The sequence below is a fragment of the Bacteroidota bacterium genome (assembly GCA_026391695.1).
GTDB lineage: Bacteria > Bacteroidota > Bacteroidia > Bacteroidales > JAGONC01 > JAPLDP01.
On the sequence record JAPLDP010000065.1, the window covers coordinates 15,759 to 35,043 of the forward strand.

Consider the following 19,285-nt stretch of genomic DNA (forward strand, 5'->3'; position numbering starts at 1 on the left):
GAAAAGACCAAAATTTTAATGTCCTCCTCCTTCGATTACTTTGAAATGATCCCCTGTTTCCTTAACAATACGCCTGTACCAATCCTCTCCGTAGCCAGGCTGTATGAAAATGGGATTCAGTTTATTTCCATCTTTCCTTTTGATATTTCCATCCATATATTTACAGAACAGGTAACCATAAAAATCTCTCCATGTGGCCACAGTATTATCACCTTCAGTGACTGAGAAATTGGTGATAAGATCGAGTGCAAGAGCCGGATTGGTCGCATACAATTCCGTTGCAGCTTTGTCAATGCCTTTGATATAATCAAAGAAACGATTTTCAAGAATTTTTTGTAATGAATCAATTTCAGGGTGGATGACATTATACCGTGTATAAGCAAAATTTGATACCTGGTTGAATACCCAGAAGGCGGCATCGGTAGTAAATTCCATCATAGCACCATTACCTTTGGCGTAACTGCATGGCACCTGGGTGATGCCGCAATACATAGGTACATAGACGCTGCTGGCAGCATCATCGACGCCAAACCAAAAAATACCTCCGATCGGATCAGGAAACCATGACCGGGATTGAGCGATGAAGGAAAAACCACACTGTTGTGACGAAGTTGCTCTTTCATTGCAATAGGTCACTGAGTCAACAACCCATGTCAGTGGTCTCCATCTGTAAGGGCAACCATAAGGTCCGGCCCCCATATCTTTGGTCATATCCAGTTCAGTACCTTCAAGATGATCTCTCATAAAACGCATCATGTCCTGAGCCGATATTTTTCTATCGGGCTTTATCCACAGAGGCATGCGGTTGTTTGCATAGCCTGTTGCAGGATCATGGGTTATGATACCTTTCGCATAATCGAAGTACTTATACATGTCTTTATTAACCTCCTTAAACATCGACCATATACGGACTTCGCAAAAACGAGCCCCTTCAAACGTAACAGGTGCATACGTGTCGGAGAAGCTGAAATCCTTATCATGTCCATTGAACCAACCCTTTTCTCTGGCAAAGGAAATGACATCAGGAGCATAAACACATTCTACTTCAGGACTGAATATTTTATCGATGTCATTAAAAGTTATAGATTTTTTCCCATCAGCAAGGGGAATGTTTGTAATGCGCGGTTGGTTGGCATGGCCGCAGATATACCCATCAGGGATACGGCGTGCAACCCATACTGCTCCTTTCTGTCCCTCACCTTTTCCAATGATCTCGAAAATCCATGCTTCATTGGCATCTGAAACAGAAATAGATTCTCCCTCACTGACATAACCGTACTCTGCAACCAGCTCGGTCATGACCTTGATGGCTTCACGAGCGCTCTTTGAACGTTGTAAGGCTATATACATCATACTACCATAATCCATGATGGCGCCAGATTGGCTAAGTAATTCAGGCCTGCCGCCATAAGTAGTTTCACCAAGAGACACCTGGTGTTCATTCATATTACCGACAACCCGGTAAGTGTGTCGCACTTGTTTGATTTTACCTAAATATTCGCCAGTATCCCATTCATAGATATCAAGCATGGCGCCTTCGTCCCAATCGGCAGCCGGCCACAAATATAATTCGCCGTAAAGCACATGCGAGTCGGCTGAGTAACTGATCATGACAGATCCGTCTACTGAAGCACCTTTGGTAATCAGAAAATTCGTACAAGCCTTTGCCTGGTTAAAAACTAGCATCATCAGCAAAGAAAAACCCAATAAAATCACGATACTTCTTCTCATAATAATTAACATTTTAATTTTAAATATTTCATTTTCATTCTTCATTCTTCATTTATTCACACTATCATTCCAACACCAACCGTATTATTCGTTGCTTCATCAATGAGGATGAGGGCTCCAGTTTTCCGGTTTCTACGGTATGAATCAATAAATAATGGTTTGGTTGTTCTCAGTGAAACCCTGGCAATTTCATTAAGCCCCACATGTTTATCATCTTCGATTTTTTCCAGCGTATTCACATTCACTTTATAATGGAAATCTTTTATCATGCAGCGAACATCCCTGGTGGTATGCTTAAGGGCATATTTCCCATTCAATTGCATAGGTAAATGACTCATCCAGCACATCATGATGTCGACATCCTGTGTGATATGCGGAATATTATCTTCTTTTACGAACATATCACCACGGCTGATATCGATGTCTTCATTAATTGTCAGGGTTACCGACATGGGAGGGAATGCATCTTCCAGCCCTCCATCCATAGTGTCGATGGATTGTATGATGGTGGTAAAGCCTGCCGGCAAAACCAGGACTTTATCTCCTTTTGCAAATATCCCGCCGGCTATTCGGCCGGCATACCCTCTGTAATCATGATATTGATCTGAAAGTGGCCGGATAATATACTGAACAGGGAACCGTGCATCACTGAAATTCTCATCACTGGCAATATGCAGGTTTTCAAGAACATAGAGAAGTGTGCCACCCAGATACCAGTCCATATTTTTGGATGGTTCTACCACATTATCTCCGTGAAGGGCACTAATGGGGACAAAACGAATATCCTTGATATCTATTTTGGCAGCAAAGTCAATAAAATGTGATTTGATCTCTTCGAAGACCTCTTCTTTATAATCGACAAGGTCCATCTTGTTGATGCAAATAATGATATGAGGTATCTGTAAGAGGGAAGCGATATAGGAATGCCGGTGAGTCTGTTCGGTGACTCCATTACGAGCGTCGATAAGGATCAGGGCTGCATTGGCGGTAGAGGCGCCGGTAACCATGTTCCTGGTATATTGAACATGCCCCGGTGTGTCGGCAATGATAAATTTTCGTTTCGGGGTAGCAAAATACCTGTAAGCAACATCTATGGTTATCCCCTGTTCCCGTTCTGCACGCAATCCGTCGGTAAGTAATGCCAGGTTGACATGATCATTGCCACGGCGCAGACTTGCGCGCTTGACAGCTTCAAGCTGGTCTTCAAAGATAGACTTACTGTCATAAAGCAACCGGCCGATAAGGGTGCTCTTCCCGTCGTCGACGCTTCCTGCTGTGGTGAAGCGCAACAGTTCCATATCCAGATAAGCCCTGCTTGAGAATTGATGTTCCATAGTTAAAAGTACCCTTCTTTTTTCCGGTCTTCCATGGCGGCTTCTGACCGCATATCATCATATCTGCTCCCTCTTTCCGTTACCCGTGTTGCTGCGATCTCCTGGATGATATCCTCCAGTGTATTGGCTGTGGAAAGCGACAGCCCTGTGCAAGTGATGTCTCCCACCGTTCTGCATCTGACTCTCCTCAATTCGATCGTTTCGTTTGGTTTTAATTTCATGAATGGCGCATATGCCAGGAAAACACCATCCCTGAAAAATACTTTTCTTTCATGCGTATAATAAATGATGGGGAGATCAATATTCTCCATATAGATATATTGCCAGACATCCATTTCAGTCCAGTTGCTTATAGGGAAAATCCTGAAATGCTCTCCCATATGCTTACGACCATTGAAAATATTCCATAATTCGGGTCGCTGGTTTTTGGGATCCCATTGTCCGAATTCGTCACGATGGGAAAAAAACCTTTCTTTTGCCCTGGCTTTTTCCTCGTCACGGCGGCCACCGCCAATGGCAGAATCGAATTTATTTTCAGCGATAGTGTCCAGTAAGGTCACGGTTTGTAAAACGTTACGGCTGGCATTATATCCTGTTTCTTCAATAACCCGACCTTTATCGATAGATTCCTGCACGGATCCGACAAGAAGCTGGCATCCGATTTTTTTAACCAGGTTGTCACGGAATTCAAGCGTTTCTTCAAAATTGTGGCCTGTGTCAATATGAAGAAGAGGAAAGGGAAGCTTTGCCGGCCAAAAAGCTTTTCTCGACAGATGCACCAGGACAATAGAGTCTTTCCCTCCTGAAAAGAGCAGGCATGGACGCTCAAACTGGGCTGCGACTTCCCGTATGAGATATATGGATTCCGATTCCAGTTCCCGTAAGTGTTTTAAGCGGTATTCTTTCATTTATGCCTGGGCTTATTTTCAATCATAGGTAAAATGAAGAAGAGTAACTTTTCGACTGACTCCTTAATGTTCAGAAGGTCTGTCCTTATCTCGATATCCGGTTTTACCGGGTTATCAAAAGGTGAATCTATGCCTGTAAAGTCTTTTAACTCGCCTTTCCTGGCTTTTTTATAAAGTCCCTTTACATCTCTTTCCTCACAAATATCAAACGGAGCATTGATGTATACCTCGATGAAATCCTCTTCACCGATAATTTTTTTGGCCATAGCTCTGATGTAATTCGTTGGCGATATAAAACAGGAAATGACTATGATTCCGCTATTCAGGAAGAGTTTTGCAGTCTCTGCAATCCTCCTGATGTTTTCATTCCTGTCCTCAACACTGAATGTCAGGTTATTGTTGATACCTGTTCTGACATTATCGCCATCAAGCACTTCTGTAAGATAATGACGATGGAATAACTCTTTTTCCAGTAAAGTGCCGATGGTTGTTTTTCCTGAACCTGATAAGCCGGTAAGCCAGATTACTTTTGCCCGCTGCTTCAAAAATGCTTCTTTTTCTTCCCGTGAGATCGTTTTACTTGGCTCGGGATAAAGTAACTGATTTTGCTTTGCCATCCGGATGTATCTGATCTGAGGTGATGTTTAACAATGACTGGTATATAATTATAATAAGGGAGCAAAAATAGGAATTTTTTCGTTTTAAAACCGACAAATATTGTTTATAAAGCTGGTCTCAACAATAAAAACTACATTTGTTAAAATCAATCTGTTAAATATTTCACCAATATGAATACAAAATTATTCTTGAAATCTGGGTTGACAGTCGTGACTCTTATGTTGAGAATTAGAAGGTCGAAAAATTTTCCTCACAATATGCGCTGGTCCTCTTTCATGTGAATGGACAAAAAGTGACTATTGAGGTAGTGAATCCGGATACTCTTGAACTTATTGAAAAAGTTGACCTTAACTAGCAGATATAACTTCTCCTATTAACGTGGCCGGCGTACAACGGGTAATCTTCACTTGAAGGTATTCTCCGGGTCTGTGATGGCTTACAGGGAAGATGACAACTTTATTCTGGCTGTTTCGACCCATAAGGTCATTCTTCGAACGCTTTGACAAACCTTCCACAAGTACAGTGTATGTTTTACCGATATCCCTGTTATTGCTCTGTGAGGATAATTTTTGTTGCAGACGGATAATCTCTTCCAGACGTCTGCTTTTAACAGGATCTGGCACATCATCAGCATATTTTTTTGCTGCCGGTGTATTCGGTCGTTCGGAATATTTGAACATGAATGCATAATCATAACCGGCCCATTGCATCAACGACATTGTCTCCCGGTGATCTTCTTCGGTTTCTGTACAAAACCCTGTTATGATGTCTGTTGAGATTCCGCAGTCGGGGATAAACTTCCTGATGGCATTGACACGTTCCATATACCAATCCAGAGTATATTGCCTATTCATCAGTTTTAAAATGCGTGTACTACCAGACTGAACCGGCAAATGAATGGCTTTGCAGATGTTGTCGTATTGTGCGATGGTCTGAAGCAATTCATCGGAGATGTCTTTGGGATGGGATGTTGCAAAACGGATTCGCAACAGCGGATCAATTTTGGCCACACTTTCCAGCAGACGCGCGAAATCAGTTACTATACCATTTTTAATCCATCGGTACGAGTTGACATTTTGTCCTAGGAGTGTGACTTCACGGTATCCGTTTTCAAAAAGTTCATGTGCTTCTTGAATAACTGATTCAGGTGGGCGGCTTCTTTCATTTCCCCTCACAAAGGGAACTACACAATAGGCACAGTGATTCTGGCATCCACGCATGATGGATATAAATGCTGATACACCATTGCTGCCAAGCCTTACAGGTGTAATGTCGGCGTATGTCTCTTCGAGCGATAATAAGACATTGATAGCTTTCTGTCCGTCTTCAACAGTTTTTATAAGATGCGGAAGATCCCTGTATGAATCAGGCCCTGCAATAATATCTACCGAATGCTCTTCTTCCAGTAATTTTGATTTCAGGCGTTCCGCCATACATCCAACTACACCAATAATCAACCCCGGCCTGCGCTTCTTATGGGATGCAAGTTCACTAAGCCTTTTCCTGACACGCATCTCAGCATGATCCCGAATCGAACAGGTATTGATTAAAATAATATCGGCCCGCGATGCATCCACGGTCATCTCAAACGAGCTGTTAGTCATGATCGAACCAATAATTTCACTGTCAGAAAAGTTCATCTGACAGCCATAGGTTTCAATATATAAGCACTTCTTTTTCCCCAACAAACAGAATATTTCGGTGATAAGAAAGTTTATCCCTGAAAAAGTGGCAGCAAAATTAAGCAAAACAAAGTTTTCAGTCTTCCATGGGGTCACAAAAATCAAATTTCTGGATATACATTCAGATAATGTTATAATTTTGTGCCGTTTAAAATTTGGGCGGTATTCATTTAAAACAAACTGAATGGCAAAAAATCTGGTAATTGTTGAGTCTCCTACCAAAGCCAAAACTATTGAAGGATTTCTGGGAAAAGATTACGTGGTGAAATCCAGTTTTGGCCATGTCAGGGATCTGTCCAAAAAGAACCTGAGTGTAGATATCAATAAAGATTTTCATCCTTTTTATGAGGTCACCTCAGATAAGATAAAGGTCATAAAAGATCTGAAAAAGCTTGCCGATGAGTCCGATATAGTATGGCTGGCATCAGATGAGGACCGTGAGGGAGAAGCCATATCATGGCACTTGGTGGAAACGCTTAAACTAAATGAAAAGAAAGCACGGCGGATTGTCTTTCATGAGATAACAAAGTCTGCCATCATTGAAGCGATTAATAATCCCCGTGGAATTGATATGAACCTTGTTGATGCACAGCAGGCCCGCCGTGTTCTTGATCGTCTGGTCGGATTTGAATTGTCGCCAATTCTGTGGAAAAAGATCAAACCTGCCCTCTCAGCAGGACGAGTCCAGTCGGTCGCTGTGCGTTTAATAGTTGAACGTGAAGAAGAGATTAAAAACTTCAAACCGGTATCATCTTACAGGGTAACAGCCAGTTTTACCATTCAAACCAAAAATGGGAACATGGAACTGAGAGCTGAACTCCTGGATAAATTCGCTAGCAAAGAAGAGGCTATAACCTTCCTTGAAAAATGCAAAACTGCCAATTTTACGATTACAGATATAGAAACCAAACCGGTTGCAAAATCACCTGCACCTCCGTTTACAACATCCACGTTAACCCAGGAAGCCAGCCGTAAGCTTGGATTTTCTGTTGCCAATACCATGAGGATTGCACAACAACTTTATGAATCTGGTAAAATCACATACATGCGTACCGATTCGGTTAACCTTTCCAATCTGGCCCTCTCAATGGCTAAGGATGTTATCACAAATACCTTCGGCGCTGATTACCTCAGGTTACGCAAGTATACTACACGGACAAAAGGCGCACAGGAAGCTCATGAAGCTATCAGACCTACATATCTTGAAAAACAGACCATCAGCGGCGATTTATCCCAGAAGAAACTGTATGACCTGATATGGAAAAGAACCATTGCTTCACAGATGAGCGATGCTTTGCGCGAAAAAACAAACGTCCTTATCAATATTTCCACAACAAAAGAAAAATTTGTAGCCAGAGGTGAGGTTATCAAATTTGACGGATTTCTGAAAGTCTATCTTGAATCTACTGACGACGAAAATGGTGAGTCGGAAGAGGGCATGTTACCGCCAGTTGAGGTTGGACAATCAATGATGTTTAACGAAATTTATACTGTTCAGAAATTCACACAGCCACCTCCACGATACAGTGAAGCCAGCCTGGTAAAGAAACTGGAGGAGTTGGGTATTGGCCGGCCTTCAACATACGCACCCACATTATCCACTATCCAGAAACGTGAATATATCGAGAAAAGTGATATCCCCAGTATCTCCAGAGAGTATGACCATTTAACCCTGAAGGATACACAGATAAGGGCGACAATCAAATCCGAAAAAACCGGCTCTTCAAAAGGGAAACTCGTACCCACTGATATCGGCATCCTAGTTAATAATTATCTGCTGCAGAATTTTATTAATATCATGGATTATAATTTCACCGCCAATGTCGAAAAAGAATTTGATGAAATAGCCCATGGGCAGAAGGTTTGGAATGACATGATAAGGGATTTTTATGGTCCGTTCCATAAGCAGGTCGAGACAGCTATGAGCAGCACTGAAAAAGCCAAGGGAGAGAAATTGCTTGGCGTCGATTCTGACAGTGGGAAAAATGTCTATGTCAAACTGGGAAAATTTGGTCCTATTGTTCAGCTCGGGGAAACAGATAATACCATAAAACCAAAATTTGCAGCTCTCAAGAAAGAACAGAGCATTGAAAACATCACCCTGCAGGAAGCCCTCGATATGTTTAAACTTCCACGTATTCTTGGACATATTGAGGGTGAGGAGTTGATAGTGGCACTGGGTAAATTTGGTCCATACATCCGGCATAAATCTTCCTTTTATTCCTTATCGAAATACGACGATCCGTTAACTATTACAAGCGAAAGAGCCTTTGAACTGATCGAGGAGAAAAGAAAAAAAGAAAAAGAAAAAATCCTGAAAGAATTTGAAGAAGATAAGAAAATAAAAGTTATGAAAGGGCGATGGGGCCCTTATATTGCTATGGAAAAGGATAATTATAAAATCCCTAAAGGAAAAGATCCCCTTAAGCTATCATTGGCTGATTGCCATAACATTATTCATGTTTCCAAACCGTCAAAATCAAAAAGAAAAAGAAAAAAATCGTAATGGATTTTTCCGTCTATCTTGAACCTGTAAAAGTCCTTGATCTGATTTATTCCGATAATCCAAGCCGGGAAAGATTGGGTAGTATGATTAAGAGCCATACGCTGGAAGAGGGCATTCCGGATATGGACAATATAGATATCGCTATCATGGGTGTGAATGAAGACAGGAATGCACTCAATAATAAGGGATGCGGACAAGCTGCCGACCAGGTCAGAAAGAAACTGTATAATCTGTTCCCCGGAGAATTTACTGCCCGCATAGCCGACCTGGGTAATATTAAGCGCGGCCACCAACCTGAAGATACCTATTTTGCAGTCGCTTCGGCGATAGCTGAATTACTGAAAGCAAAGATCGTTCCGGTCATAATTGGCGGCAGCCAGGAAGTTACTTATGCTATTTATCAGGCTTACGAAAGCCTGGGACAAATCATTAATATCGTATCCATCGATCCCGAATTTGATATTGGTGAAAGTGAAGAAGAGTTCAATTCCAAATCTTACCTCAGCAAAATCATCCTCCATCAACCCAATTTTCTCTTTAATTACACCAATATTGGCTACCAAACTTATTTTGTAGACCAGGATGCTATCCGGCTCATGAAAAATTTGTTTTTCGATGTTTACCGTCTTGGCGAAGTGCGGGTGAATATGCAGGAAGTTGAACCTCTGGTCAGAAATGCCGACCTGTTAACATTTGATATGGCTGCCATCCGGAGTTCCGATGCACCTGGTAATGGCAATGCCAGCCCTAATGGTTTTTATGGCGAAGAAGCCTGTCAGATCATTCGCTACGCCGGCCTGAGTGATAAACTGACTTCCATCGGATTTTATGAGATGAATCCTTTATTCGACGAAAAGGGACAAACAGCCCTTCTCATCGCTCAGATGATCTGGTATTTTATTGATGGTTATTATAAACGGCAACGCGAATATCCTTATATGGAAAAAGACCGTTTTCTTAAGTATATTGTTAAAATTGAACGACATAAAGAGGATGTCATTTTTTACAAGAGTACCAGGAGCGATCGCTGGTGGATGGAGGTCAACTGTCCTGTCGACAGGAGGATAAAATATGAAAGGCACTATCTTGTTCCCTGCTCCTATAAAGATTACCAGGTGGCTTGTGAAAACGACATCCCTGACCGCTGGTGGCAGGCATACCAGAAACTAATGTAGAATCGCTTTGATGCCAAGATTTCTCTTGAATACCGGTGTCTCTGTACCGGCTATTTAAATATCACTGCACTACCCTTCCTGGATTTTCGTTAACAAATCCCTTCCAGCTGTGATACTGTGACTTAGATACCGAAGGCATCCTCTGGAAATAATGGCATAAGGCAATGGCAATAGCATCAGTAGCATCCAACTGTCCAGGAGACACTTCAACTGTGAAAAATTTTTGCAGCATTGCAGCTACCTGCTCTTTTGAAGCACCGCCTTTGCCGGTTATGGATTGCTTGACCTTCCTTGGTGAGTATTCGAAAATAGGTAACTTACGCAGCAATGCAGCGGCAATCGCAACACCCTGGGCCCTGCCAAGCTTGAGCATTGATTGGATATTCTTGCCATAGAACGGAGCTTCAATTGACAGTTCATCAGGCCTGTACTGATCAATAAGTGAAAGTGTGGTCTGAAGAATTTTTTCAAGTTTAACCATTGGATCCGGCAGCCCTGCCAGTTTCAGCGCACCCATGCCAAGAAGGGTCAATTCTTCATCTTTTTGCCGGATGACGCCATAACCCATAATATTCGTCCCTGGGTCTATACCTAATATAATACGTTCGGTCATGAAAACTGGTTTTTTATCAGTGTTTCAGCGATGATCAGGTCATTCCGGGTTGTAATCTTGATATTTTCTTGATTCCCTTCAACCAAATGGATCGTGCCACCCATAGATTCAAATACTGTTGCGTCGTCAGTGAAATCATGACGATACTGCTGTGTATAAGCCTGTTTTATCAGCGAAGAATGAAACACCTGCGGTGTCTGGATCAAGCGCAGGGCATCCCTTTTCACCGGATGGCTGATCCCATTTTCGACAATTCGAACCGATTCCCTCACAGGGACCACTGGTATGGCATTACCATACTTTTCTGCTTCATCAAATGTTCTGATTATTGTTCCCTCACTAACGAGAGGACGTACACCGTCATGAATGCCGGCGAGACATTGATTACCGATACGTTCAAGTCCGTTTTTTACAGAATGGAAACGCTCAGTACCGCCATTGACAAGCTGATGGGGAATATGAAATGAATGCATATTGCAGAGTTTTTTCCAGGTGCTGAATTGATCTGCGGGAAGTACCAATATGATTTGAACAGACGGAATGACTTGATGGAAAATACTGATGGTGTGCATCAGAATCGGCTTTTCCGACAATAGCATGAACTGTTTGGGAAATCCTTCATTCATCCTTTCTCCACGACCACCAGCAGCAATGATAACGAATTTATCCAAGGGAATGTTTATATGGTTTCTATATGATCAGCATGGCGTCTCCATAAGAGAAGAACCTGTATTTTTGTTCTACAGCTTCTTTATAAGCCTTCATAATAAAATCATACCCGCCAAAAGCACACACCTGCATCAGCATCGGTGAAAGAGGCAAATGAAAGTTAGTGATCATGGCAGAGGCTATGCTGAAATCGTATTGCGGGAAAATGAACCTGTTCGACCAGCCTGAATAGGGCTTTAACAAACCTGAAATAGTGACTGATGATTCGACGGCTTTCATGGTTGTGGTACCCACTGCACATACGTTTTTCTTGTTTTCCTTAGCCTTGTTAACGATGTTGGCCGTTTCTTCGCTGATGTAAACTTCTTCTGAATCAGTTTTATGCTTGGTCAAATCTTCAACATCAATGGTTCGGAAATTTCCAATACCGGCATGCAGGGTTACCTCGGCGAATATCACTCCCTTAAGCTCAAGGCGTTTCATGAGTTCGCGGCTGAAATGCAGTCCCGCTGTCGGAGCAGCAACTGCCCCTTCCTGCTTTGCATATATGGTCTGGTAACGTTCTCTGTCCTCCGGTTCAATTTCACGGATCTTCTGGATCTCAGCAGGAAGCGGCGTTTTGCCAAGTTTTTGAATGGTCTTTTTAAATTCTTCGTAAGGACCGTCGAAAAGAAAACGCAGTGTTCTTCCCCGCGAAGTTGTGTTGTCAATGACTTCAGCTACCAGCGAGTCATCTTCTCCGAAGTATAATTTGTTCCCGATCCTGATTTTCCGGGCCGGATCTACCAACACATCCCATAATCGGGATTCCGGATTCAGTTCCCGCAAAAGAAACACAGTGATCTTTGCACCGGTTTTTTCCTTTTCCCCCATAAGAAGAGCAGGAAAAACCTTGGTATTATTTAAAATGAACACATCCCCCTCTCTAAAATAATCCAAAACATCTTTAAAGACCCGGTGCTCTGTGGTCTGGGTTTTTCTTTGCAGGACCATAAGCCTTGACTCGTCCCTGTGTTCATGCGGACGATCCGCTATTAATCCCGATGGCAAATGATACCTGAACTGAGATAATTTCATGGATATATATAGAAATTTTATTTATTTCTTAAAAAGCCGGCAAAGTTAATGAATTTTTCTCAAAAAAGCAATAACCTGCTGTTAAAACGTAAATAATTCTATTTTGTTCAATGAGTCAGTATCGTAAAAACAACTTATCAGCAGAGGGCAGTATATTTTAAACGAAAGAAATCGGAAAATGTTATTGTTGAGATCAGGATTTCAAATATACCGGATTATTTAGCTGTAACGATCTCCTTAAAATGATTTATTTCATAGGCTTCAGTAAGGTGATAAGGACCTATTCTGGTCCTTGTCAGAGATGATAAGTAGGCGCCACAGGATACAGCTTTTCCGTAATCATGAACAAGTGAACGGATATATGTACCCTTACTGCAGTCCACTTTAAAGGCAATCTCCGGAAGTGCGATAGGGGTCAGGTCAAATTTATAAATAGTGATTTCCCTTGATTCAATAAAGACTGTCTTGTTTTTTCGTGCATAGGCATATGCTGGTTTGCCTGCAATTTTAACTGCAGAAAAGGGTGGAGGAGTCTGTCTTATTGTTCCTATAAAATGCTGTCGTGTACTTTCCAGTAAATCAGGCGTTATATGGCTGGTACTATATATCTGGTCCACTGCGCTTTCAGCATCAAAAGTAGGTGTGGTAGCACCAAGAATGAAGGTTCCCTTGTAGGTCTTATCCAGACTGGTAAATTCCTGCATTCTTTTGGTAAATTTACCTGTGCATAGGATAAGCAATCCGGTTGCCATTGGATCCAGTGTACCTGCATGACCAACTTTGATCTTCTTTATATCAAGCTGTGAACAAATAAACTTCCGCAGGTGATTGACCACTGCAAAGGATGTCCATCCTTTAGGCTTGTTAATCAGAAGTATTTCCCCATTCAGAAAATCAAAAGTCCTCGTCGTTGTCATGTAATGATTTTGGCAGGTACCCTATTCATCAAAGATTTTCCAAGTCCCATCAGGGATAAGATATTATGTTATCTGTCAATAGGTCAAGATATTATCCTGATCTAAAGAGAAATAAAAACCGCAATAGTACCGATAACAAGGCAATAGATTGCAAACCAAATTAATTTTCCTTTCCTGACAATGCCGATCATCCATCGGCAAGCTAATAATCCGCAAATGAATGCAGAGATAAATCCAATGATGATTGGTCCTATATTTCCATGAACCTGTGTGCCCATGTCGCCCCTTAGAATATCCATAAAATTGGCTCCCAACACAGGCAGGATAACCATGAGAAATGAAAAGCGTGTAACCAATTCTCTTTTGTTTCCCAGTAAAAGTCCGGTGGAAATAGTTACTCCCGACCGTGAAAGACCTGGTAGCACTGCTATTGCCTGGGCAATGCCTATAATGATAGCATCAAGAAATGTGATGTTTTTATTACCCGGCCTTCTGAAATGAGCAATGAATAGTAAAATGGCGGTCAGAATAAGCATAGATCCAACAAAAAGTACATTACCATTGAAAAAGCTTTCTGCCTCCTCTTTGAAAAAAATTCCAATAAAGGCAACCGGGGCCATAGATAGAAGGAGTTTAGCTATGTATCTGGTTTGGTCATCCCAACGGAATGAGAATAATGCTTTGGTCAGTTGCAGGATGTCTTTATAAAAGACAACCACAGTACTCAGTACGGTTGCTCCATGAACAACAACTGTAAATGTTATGTTTTCAGAGAGATCGCTGTTGAGAATGACTTTCCCGAGTTCAAGATGCCCGCTACTGCTGATAGGAAGAAATTCTGCAAGTCCCTGGACAATCCCCAGGATCAATGCTGTTAGCCAATCCATCCGTTTTATCCCTGGTTAATTACTCATCTTTAGGTTTTTTCATGATGGCATATATCTCCACCACAAATCCACTGAGGATAAGAAGAGGCGCAAGGGTCATCCTCTGGAAGCTGAATAACCTGTAACTAAAGACATTCGGATCATGAGAACCGCCCCCGATCATCAGAAGAAATCCGAGAAATATCAGGGCAAGACCAATGATCATCAGACGATAATTTTCTTTCCCAAAGGCAAAATCGGATGGCTTATTTTCTGCAGCCTTTGGTTTCTGTGCGGAAGGTGTGCTGACTTTTTTCGTTTGTAGCTTGCTCATAATCTTATAAATATAATTTGTCAGTGCTTATTCTAAGGTATTTCATGACCGCAAAATAGGTCGATAACCATGAAAAAAGAATCCCCAAAACAACGACCAGGCCGAACAAAGTTAAAAATAAATTGATATCCTGAAGTTCTATCAGTTCAGGTAATTGTTTTTGCGAAATATACAAGACCCCTATCAGTAATAAAATTGCCACCATCGATCCGATCAATCCCTGTATGATACCAAGCACGACAAAGGGCTTCCTGATAAAACTTTGGGTAGCCCCGACAAGTTGCATGCTTCGGATCAGAAATCGCCGCGAATATACCGATAACCGGATAGTATTATTGATCAGTGCAATAGCTATGATGATTAACAGTGTGCTGAAACCAAGGATCACATAGCTGATTTTCTTCACATTTTCATTCACAAGATCAACCAGTGATTTCTGATAGAACACCTCTTTGACAATATTATCAGCAATTAGTTGTTGCTCGATTTTTTTTATACTGTCATTATTTGTATAATCCGCTTTAAGATGCACATCAATGGAAGGAAGCAAGGGATTATAACCCAGGAAGGAAATGAAATCTTCGCCGAGTTCACGTTTCAGTTCGGTCGCTGCTCTCTCTTTGGTAATATATTCAGTACTTTTCACAAAGGGTGAGATGTCAAGTCTTTTCTGAAACTCAAGGATTTTTGCATCTTTAATATTTTCATTTATGATGACTGACAGGCTGATGTTTTCTTTTACATAATCAGCTAACTTTTTGGCATGAAGAATAATAAGGCCAAGCAGCCCCAGCATGAATAACACCAGCGAAATGCTTACAATAGTTGTAAGATATGACGTCTTGAGGCGACGCTGGTTATATTTTTCTTCGTTAAAAACCATTACTGATGACCATGATGCGAAATTATAAAATAAAACTCTTCTTCATGCTCTTTGTCCTTTCTTTTAGGAGACTTTATGTCAAAATTAAGGCTCAAATTGACTTGTTTTTACTAATTTCGCAAGCCAAAACCTCAGAGGCAACAAATTAGTAATATGGAATATAATTTTTCGGAAATCGAGAAGAGATGGCAGAAATTCTGGAGTGAGAATAAAACCTTTAAGGCGGATATAGATTATTCCAAGCCTAAATATTATGTGCTGGATATGTTTCCCTATCCATCGGGTGCTGGATTGCATGTCGGTCATCCACTTGGATATATTGCCTCGGATATATATTCGCGTTACCAGCGGCTCAGAGGATATAACGTTCTTCATCCTATGGGTTATGATGCTTACGGTTTGCCGGCTGAACAGTATGCTATTCAAACTGGTACGCATCCTGCTGTGACTACTGAAAACAATATCGCCCGTTTTAGGGAGCAGCTTGATAATATTGGCTTTTCGTTCGACTGGGACAGGGAAGTCCGGACCTGTGATCCTTTTTATTACAAATGGACTCAATGGACCTTCATTCAGCTTTTTAAATCATGGTATAATATTAAAACTGATAAAGCTGAATCTATTGGTACTCTTATTGCTGAATTTGAAAGCAATGGTAACGGGAATGTTGATGCGGTGTGCGACAGAACAAAAAAGTTCACTGCTTCTGAATGGAAGGCTATGGATGAAAGAGGACAGCAGGAGATACTTATGAATTATCGGTTGGCCTATCTTTCAGAAACTTTTGTCAACTGGTGCCCGGCACTTGGGACAGTATTAGCCAATGATGAAGTGAAAGACGGATTCTCTGAAAGAGGAGGACTTCCTGTTGAACGAAAGCTGATGAAACAATGGTTTCTGAGGATTACCGCCTATGCCCAGCGATTACTTGAAGGCCTGGATGCCATCGATTGGTCTGATTCCCTTAAGGAGGTGCAGCGCAACTGGATCGGACGTTCCGAAGGTGCTGCAGTGTATTTTCGGATAAAGGATTTTGATGATATATTGGAGGTCTTCACCACCCGACCGGATACCCTCTGGGGGGCAACCTTTATGGTTCTTGCTCCGGAGCATGACCTTGTGGAAAAAATCACTGCTCCCAACCGCCGTAAAACTGTCATGGATTATGTATCATGGGCCAGAAATCGCTCTGAAAGAGACCGCCAGGCTGAAGTTAAAAATATCACTGGTGTGTTTACCGGCGCCTATGGTATAAACCCGGTGAACGGTGAGTCTATTCCGATATGGGTAGCCGATTATGTCCTTGCAGGCTATGGCACAGGCGCCATTATGGCTGTGCCTGCTCATGACAGCCGCGATTTTGTTTTTGCCAGATATTTTAAGCTGCCTATCATCCAGGTCATTCTGCGTCCCGGCGAAGTGCCTGTTGACCCACAGACCTGGGAGGAATCATTTGATGCCAAAATTGGCACCATGATCAATTCGGGTTTTATCACCAGTATGCCTGTACAGGAAGCCATTAAGGCAACAACAAAATGGCTCGAGGAAAACGGGCTGGGTTATGGAACGGTGAATTACCGCATCAGAGATGCTATCTTCAGCCGTCAGAGATATTGGGGTGAGCCGTTTCCAATATATTATAAAAATGGAATCCCTTATCCTCTGGATGAAGGCGAGCTACCGCTTGAACTGCCTGAAGTGAGTAAATACCTGCCAACAGAGACTGGCGAACCGCCACTGGCAAGAGCTAAAAACTGGAACACAAAAGAAGGATACCCGCTCGAAACCAACACTATGCCAGGCTTTGCTGGATCCAGTGGGTACTATCTCAGGTATATGGACCCGAAGAACGACCACGAATATTTCTCAAAGGAAGCCAACAATTACTGGCAGGACGTCGACCTGTACATCGGAGGTGATGAGCATGGCACAGGACACCTGATCTATTCCAGGTTCTGGAATAAGTTCCTTTATGATATTGGGCTTTCCTGCAAGGAAGAACCGTTTAAGAAACTAATCAACCAGGGCAAGATACAGGGACGGTCGAACTTCATTTACCGGATCAAGGGAACAAACACCTTTGTTTCTTATAACATTAAGGAACAGTATGATACTGTTGCACAGCATGTTGATATCGACATCGTCGACAACGATGTACTGGATATTGACGCTTTTCGCAAATGGCAACGTGACTTTGCTGATGCTGAATTCATCCTTGAAGATGGAAAATACATCTGCGGATGGGAAATCGAGAAAATGTCAAAGTCAAAACATAATGTCCAGAACCCTGATGCCCTGATCGAGAAATACGGGGCTGATACATTAAGGCTTTATGAAATGTTCCTCGGCCCCCTGGAATACCATAAACCTTGGGATACAAAGGGTATTGAGGGAGTGTTCAGATTTATGAAGAAGTTATGGCGCCTTTACCATGATGAAAACAATGTATTTTCTGTTTCCCTCACTGAACCGGCACAGGAGGAACTTAAGATCCTACACAAGGCGATTAAAAAAGTGGAAGAAGATATTTGCCGGTTCTCATTCAATACGGTGGTCAGCACATATATGATCTGTGTTAACGACTTGTCGGATCTGAAATGTAACAAGAGGGCTATCCTTGAGCCACTAACTGTCATTCTATCTCCCTATGGGCCCCACGTTGCCGAAGAGTTGTGGCAATTGCTTGGTTATAAGGAAAGTATTTCATTTGCAAGCTATCCCTCCTATGATGAAGAATATCTCAAGGAAAACACCTTCACGTATGCGGTTTCCTTTAATGGTAAGTTGCGTTTCACTTTGGATTTGCCGGTCACCATGCCAAAGGAAGAAATCGAAATGACTGTCCTGTCAGCAAATCAGGCTCAGAAGTGGCTGGAGGGCAGAGCGCCTAAGAGGGTGATTATTGTGCCAGGGAAAATTATAAATGTGGTGGTGTAATTGTCGATGTGTCAATCAGCTTTAAAATCAGGGCATCCTTTTAATTCTTCTGCCTTTTTTAGTTTTGGCATATGAGAAAATCAGAGTTTTTGAGACAGCCTTGTTTTAAATTTCAATGGCATGTAAGTTGATACAGGGATGAGTTATTTAACAATTGATTCAATGATCTCCAGGAGAGTCTCTATATTTATAAGCCTTCTTCTCTGTACGTCCTTCCTTTTTTCCCAGGATTTCCGAACGATTAACCAATCTGCATTTAAACGTGGGGAATCCCTTCAGTATAAGGTGTACTGGGATACATGGATGGTTAATGTAAGAGCCGGGATTGCCACGATCACAATTACAAAGGAACGTAAGAAATTCAATGACCGGAGTACATTTCATATCATTGGTACTGGCAGATCAACAGGTATGCTTGATCTTTTCCATAAGGTCAGAGACAGGTTTGAATCATATATTGATGAAGAAGCTCTCATTCCATGGTTTTTTATACGGCGGACCAAAGAGGGTAGTTATGTCAGGAATGATGATGTTGTGTTCAAACATCAGTATAGGGAGGCTATCAGCCGTTACAGTACCAAATCCATTCCCGAGAATGTGCAGGATATTGTATCCGCTTTCTATTATGCCCGTACATTTGATTTTGCCAATGTTAGTCCCGGGGATGTTTTCCCATTTGATTTTTATCTCGATGATTCGGTTTATGTATCGAAGGTTGTTTTTGAAGGCAGAGATACTGTCAAAATTGACATTGGTACCTTTGCCTGCCTGAAATTCAAACCTATGGTTCTTGTTGGGGATGTGTTCAAAGAACCATACCCGATGACCCTTTGGGTGACGGACGATAGAAATATGGTTCCAGTCCTCGCTCAATCGGCAATCATAGTCGGAACTGTTAAAGTTGAGCTCATTGCTTTCGAGGGTCTGTCGAATCCGCTGACCTCAAAAATCTATTAAATCCGTAGCATGGGATTGCCTTTTCAATTAATTTTAGTGTTTAAAGTGCCTCGCCCCGGTGCAAGAGGGTGAGGTGAA

Annotated in this window: 16 protein-coding genes; 4 read left to right on the forward strand and 12 right to left on the reverse strand. The window is 41.9% G+C overall.

The annotated features are described in order from the left end of the window. Window positions 1-15 precede the first annotated feature (15 nt). From NT175_08275 to miaB, 5 genes are all read right to left on the reverse strand, one after another. The gene (locus NT175_08275; protein MCX6234704.1) at window positions 16-1,731 is read right to left on the reverse strand and encodes a C69 family dipeptidase; all 1,716 of its coding nucleotides are present in this window, start codon (window positions 1,729-1,731) and stop codon (window positions 16-18) included. A gap of 56 nt (window positions 1,732-1,787) precedes the next feature. Next, on the reverse strand, window positions 1,788-3,065 hold the full coding sequence (locus tag NT175_08280; GenBank protein MCX6234705.1) for a GTP-binding protein: 1,278 nt from the start codon (window positions 3,063-3,065) through the stop codon (window positions 1,788-1,790). 2 nt (window positions 3,066-3,067) lie between these two features. Continuing rightward, complete coding sequence (gene cysD / locus NT175_08285) at window positions 3,068-3,973, reverse strand: sulfate adenylyltransferase subunit CysD (GenBank protein MCX6234706.1); 906 nt, start codon at window positions 3,971-3,973, stop codon at window positions 3,068-3,070. Further along, window positions 3,970-4,590 (reverse strand): adenylyl-sulfate kinase, encoded by a 621-nt coding sequence (cysC, locus tag NT175_08290; protein ID MCX6234707.1) that lies wholly within the window; start codon window positions 4,588-4,590, stop codon window positions 3,970-3,972. The genes cysD and cysC overlap by 4 nt, the downstream gene beginning before the upstream one ends. Window positions 4,591-4,938: 348 nt before the next feature. Beyond that, a complete protein-coding gene (gene miaB / locus NT175_08295; GenBank protein MCX6234708.1) occupies window positions 4,939-6,309 on the reverse strand; it encodes a tRNA (N6-isopentenyl adenosine(37)-C2)-methylthiotransferase MiaB in 1,371 nt (456 codons plus the stop codon). Between the two features lie 148 nt (window positions 6,310-6,457). Between miaB and topA the strand changes: the two genes are divergently transcribed. Together topA and NT175_08305 are read left to right on the forward strand one after the other, a co-directional pair. Beyond that, window positions 6,458-8,779 carry a type I DNA topoisomerase gene (gene topA, locus NT175_08300; GenBank protein MCX6234709.1) on the forward strand — a complete coding sequence of 774 codons (2,322 nt, stop codon included), beginning with the start codon at window positions 6,458-6,460 and terminating at the stop codon, window positions 8,777-8,779. Further along, window positions 8,779-9,954 carry a formimidoylglutamase gene (locus NT175_08305; protein MCX6234710.1) on the forward strand — a complete coding sequence of 392 codons (1,176 nt, stop codon included), beginning with the start codon at window positions 8,779-8,781 and terminating at the stop codon, window positions 9,952-9,954. The genes topA and NT175_08305 overlap by 1 nt, the downstream gene beginning before the upstream one ends. A gap of 61 nt (window positions 9,955-10,015) precedes the next feature. Here NT175_08305 and ruvC read toward each other — a convergent pair whose 3' ends face one another. The 7 genes from ruvC to NT175_08340 all read right to left on the reverse strand — a co-directional run bounded on the left by ruvC (window position 10,016) and on the right by NT175_08340 (window position 15,313). Beyond that, window positions 10,016-10,567 (reverse strand): crossover junction endodeoxyribonuclease RuvC, encoded by a 552-nt coding sequence (gene ruvC / locus NT175_08310; protein ID MCX6234711.1) that lies wholly within the window; start codon window positions 10,565-10,567, stop codon window positions 10,016-10,018. Next, on the reverse strand, window positions 10,564-11,238 hold the full coding sequence (locus NT175_08315; protein MCX6234712.1) for a 2-C-methyl-D-erythritol 4-phosphate cytidylyltransferase: 675 nt from the start codon (window positions 11,236-11,238) through the stop codon (window positions 10,564-10,566). The genes ruvC and NT175_08315 overlap by 4 nt, the downstream gene beginning before the upstream one ends. Before the next feature lie 19 nt (window positions 11,239-11,257). Then, window positions 11,258-12,313 carry a tRNA preQ1(34) S-adenosylmethionine ribosyltransferase-isomerase QueA gene (gene queA, locus NT175_08320; GenBank protein MCX6234713.1) on the reverse strand — a complete coding sequence of 352 codons (1,056 nt, stop codon included), beginning with the start codon at window positions 12,311-12,313 and terminating at the stop codon, window positions 11,258-11,260. A 215-nt stretch (window positions 12,314-12,528) separates the two neighbouring features. Continuing rightward, window positions 12,529-13,230, reverse strand: a complete 702-nt coding sequence (gene truB / locus NT175_08325) for a tRNA pseudouridine(55) synthase TruB (protein ID MCX6234714.1) — start codon at window positions 13,228-13,230, stop codon at window positions 12,529-12,531. A 101-nt stretch (window positions 13,231-13,331) separates the two neighbouring features. Continuing rightward, on the reverse strand, window positions 13,332-14,117 hold the full coding sequence (locus NT175_08330) for an undecaprenyl-diphosphate phosphatase (GenBank protein MCX6234715.1): 786 nt from the start codon (window positions 14,115-14,117) through the stop codon (window positions 13,332-13,334). A 19-nt stretch (window positions 14,118-14,136) separates the two neighbouring features. Continuing rightward, window positions 14,137-14,430 (reverse strand): DUF3098 domain-containing protein, encoded by a 294-nt coding sequence (locus tag NT175_08335; GenBank protein MCX6234716.1) that lies wholly within the window; start codon window positions 14,428-14,430, stop codon window positions 14,137-14,139. A 4-nt stretch (window positions 14,431-14,434) separates the two neighbouring features. Continuing rightward, window positions 14,435-15,313 (reverse strand): permease-like cell division protein FtsX, encoded by an 879-nt coding sequence (locus NT175_08340; protein MCX6234717.1) that lies wholly within the window; start codon window positions 15,311-15,313, stop codon window positions 14,435-14,437. A 153-nt stretch (window positions 15,314-15,466) separates the two neighbouring features. Here NT175_08340 and leuS point away from each other — a divergent pair, with 153 nt between their 5' ends. Beyond that, the gene (gene leuS, locus NT175_08345; GenBank protein ID MCX6234718.1) at window positions 15,467-18,250 is read left to right on the forward strand and encodes a leucine--tRNA ligase; all 2,784 of its coding nucleotides are present in this window, start codon (window positions 15,467-15,469) and stop codon (window positions 18,248-18,250) included. A gap of 162 nt (window positions 18,251-18,412) precedes the next feature. Continuing rightward, complete coding sequence (locus NT175_08350; GenBank protein MCX6234719.1) at window positions 18,413-19,207, forward strand: DUF3108 domain-containing protein; 795 nt, start codon at window positions 18,413-18,415, stop codon at window positions 19,205-19,207. Window positions 19,208-19,285 lie beyond the last annotated feature (78 nt).

Coding starts and splice junctions, on each gene's coding strand:
- NT175_08305 (MCX6234710.1), top strand. CDS start 8,779: ATGGATTTTTCCGTCTATCTTGAACCTGTAAAAGTCCTTGATCTGATT.
- NT175_08335 (MCX6234716.1), bottom strand. CDS start 14,430: ATGAGCAAGCTACAAACGAAAAAAGTCAGCACACCTTCCGCACAGAAA.
- truB (MCX6234714.1), bottom strand. CDS start 13,230: ATGACAACGACGAGGACTTTTGATTTTCTGAATGGGGAAATACTTCTG.
- NT175_08340 (MCX6234717.1), bottom strand. CDS start 15,313: ATGGTTTTTAACGAAGAAAAATATAACCAGCGTCGCCTCAAGACGTCA.
- cysC (MCX6234707.1), bottom strand. CDS start 4,590: ATGGCAAAGCAAAATCAGTTACTTTATCCCGAGCCAAGTAAAACGATC.
- ruvC (MCX6234711.1), bottom strand. CDS start 10,567: ATGACCGAACGTATTATATTAGGTATAGACCCAGGGACGAATATTATG.
- queA (MCX6234713.1), bottom strand. CDS start 12,313: ATGAAATTATCTCAGTTCAGGTATCATTTGCCATCGGGATTAATAGCG.
- NT175_08275 (MCX6234704.1), bottom strand. CDS start 1,731: ATGAGAAGAAGTATCGTGATTTTATTGGGTTTTTCTTTGCTGATGATG.
- leuS (MCX6234718.1), top strand. CDS start 15,467: ATGGAATATAATTTTTCGGAAATCGAGAAGAGATGGCAGAAATTCTGG.
- topA (MCX6234709.1), top strand. CDS start 6,458: ATGGCAAAAAATCTGGTAATTGTTGAGTCTCCTACCAAAGCCAAAACT.
- NT175_08280 (MCX6234705.1), bottom strand. CDS start 3,065: ATGGAACATCAATTCTCAAGCAGGGCTTATCTGGATATGGAACTGTTG.
- cysD (MCX6234706.1), bottom strand. CDS start 3,973: ATGAAAGAATACCGCTTAAAACACTTACGGGAACTGGAATCGGAATCC.
- NT175_08350 (MCX6234719.1), top strand. CDS start 18,413: ATGATCTCCAGGAGAGTCTCTATATTTATAAGCCTTCTTCTCTGTACG.
- NT175_08330 (MCX6234715.1), bottom strand. CDS start 14,117: ATGGATTGGCTAACAGCATTGATCCTGGGGATTGTCCAGGGACTTGCA.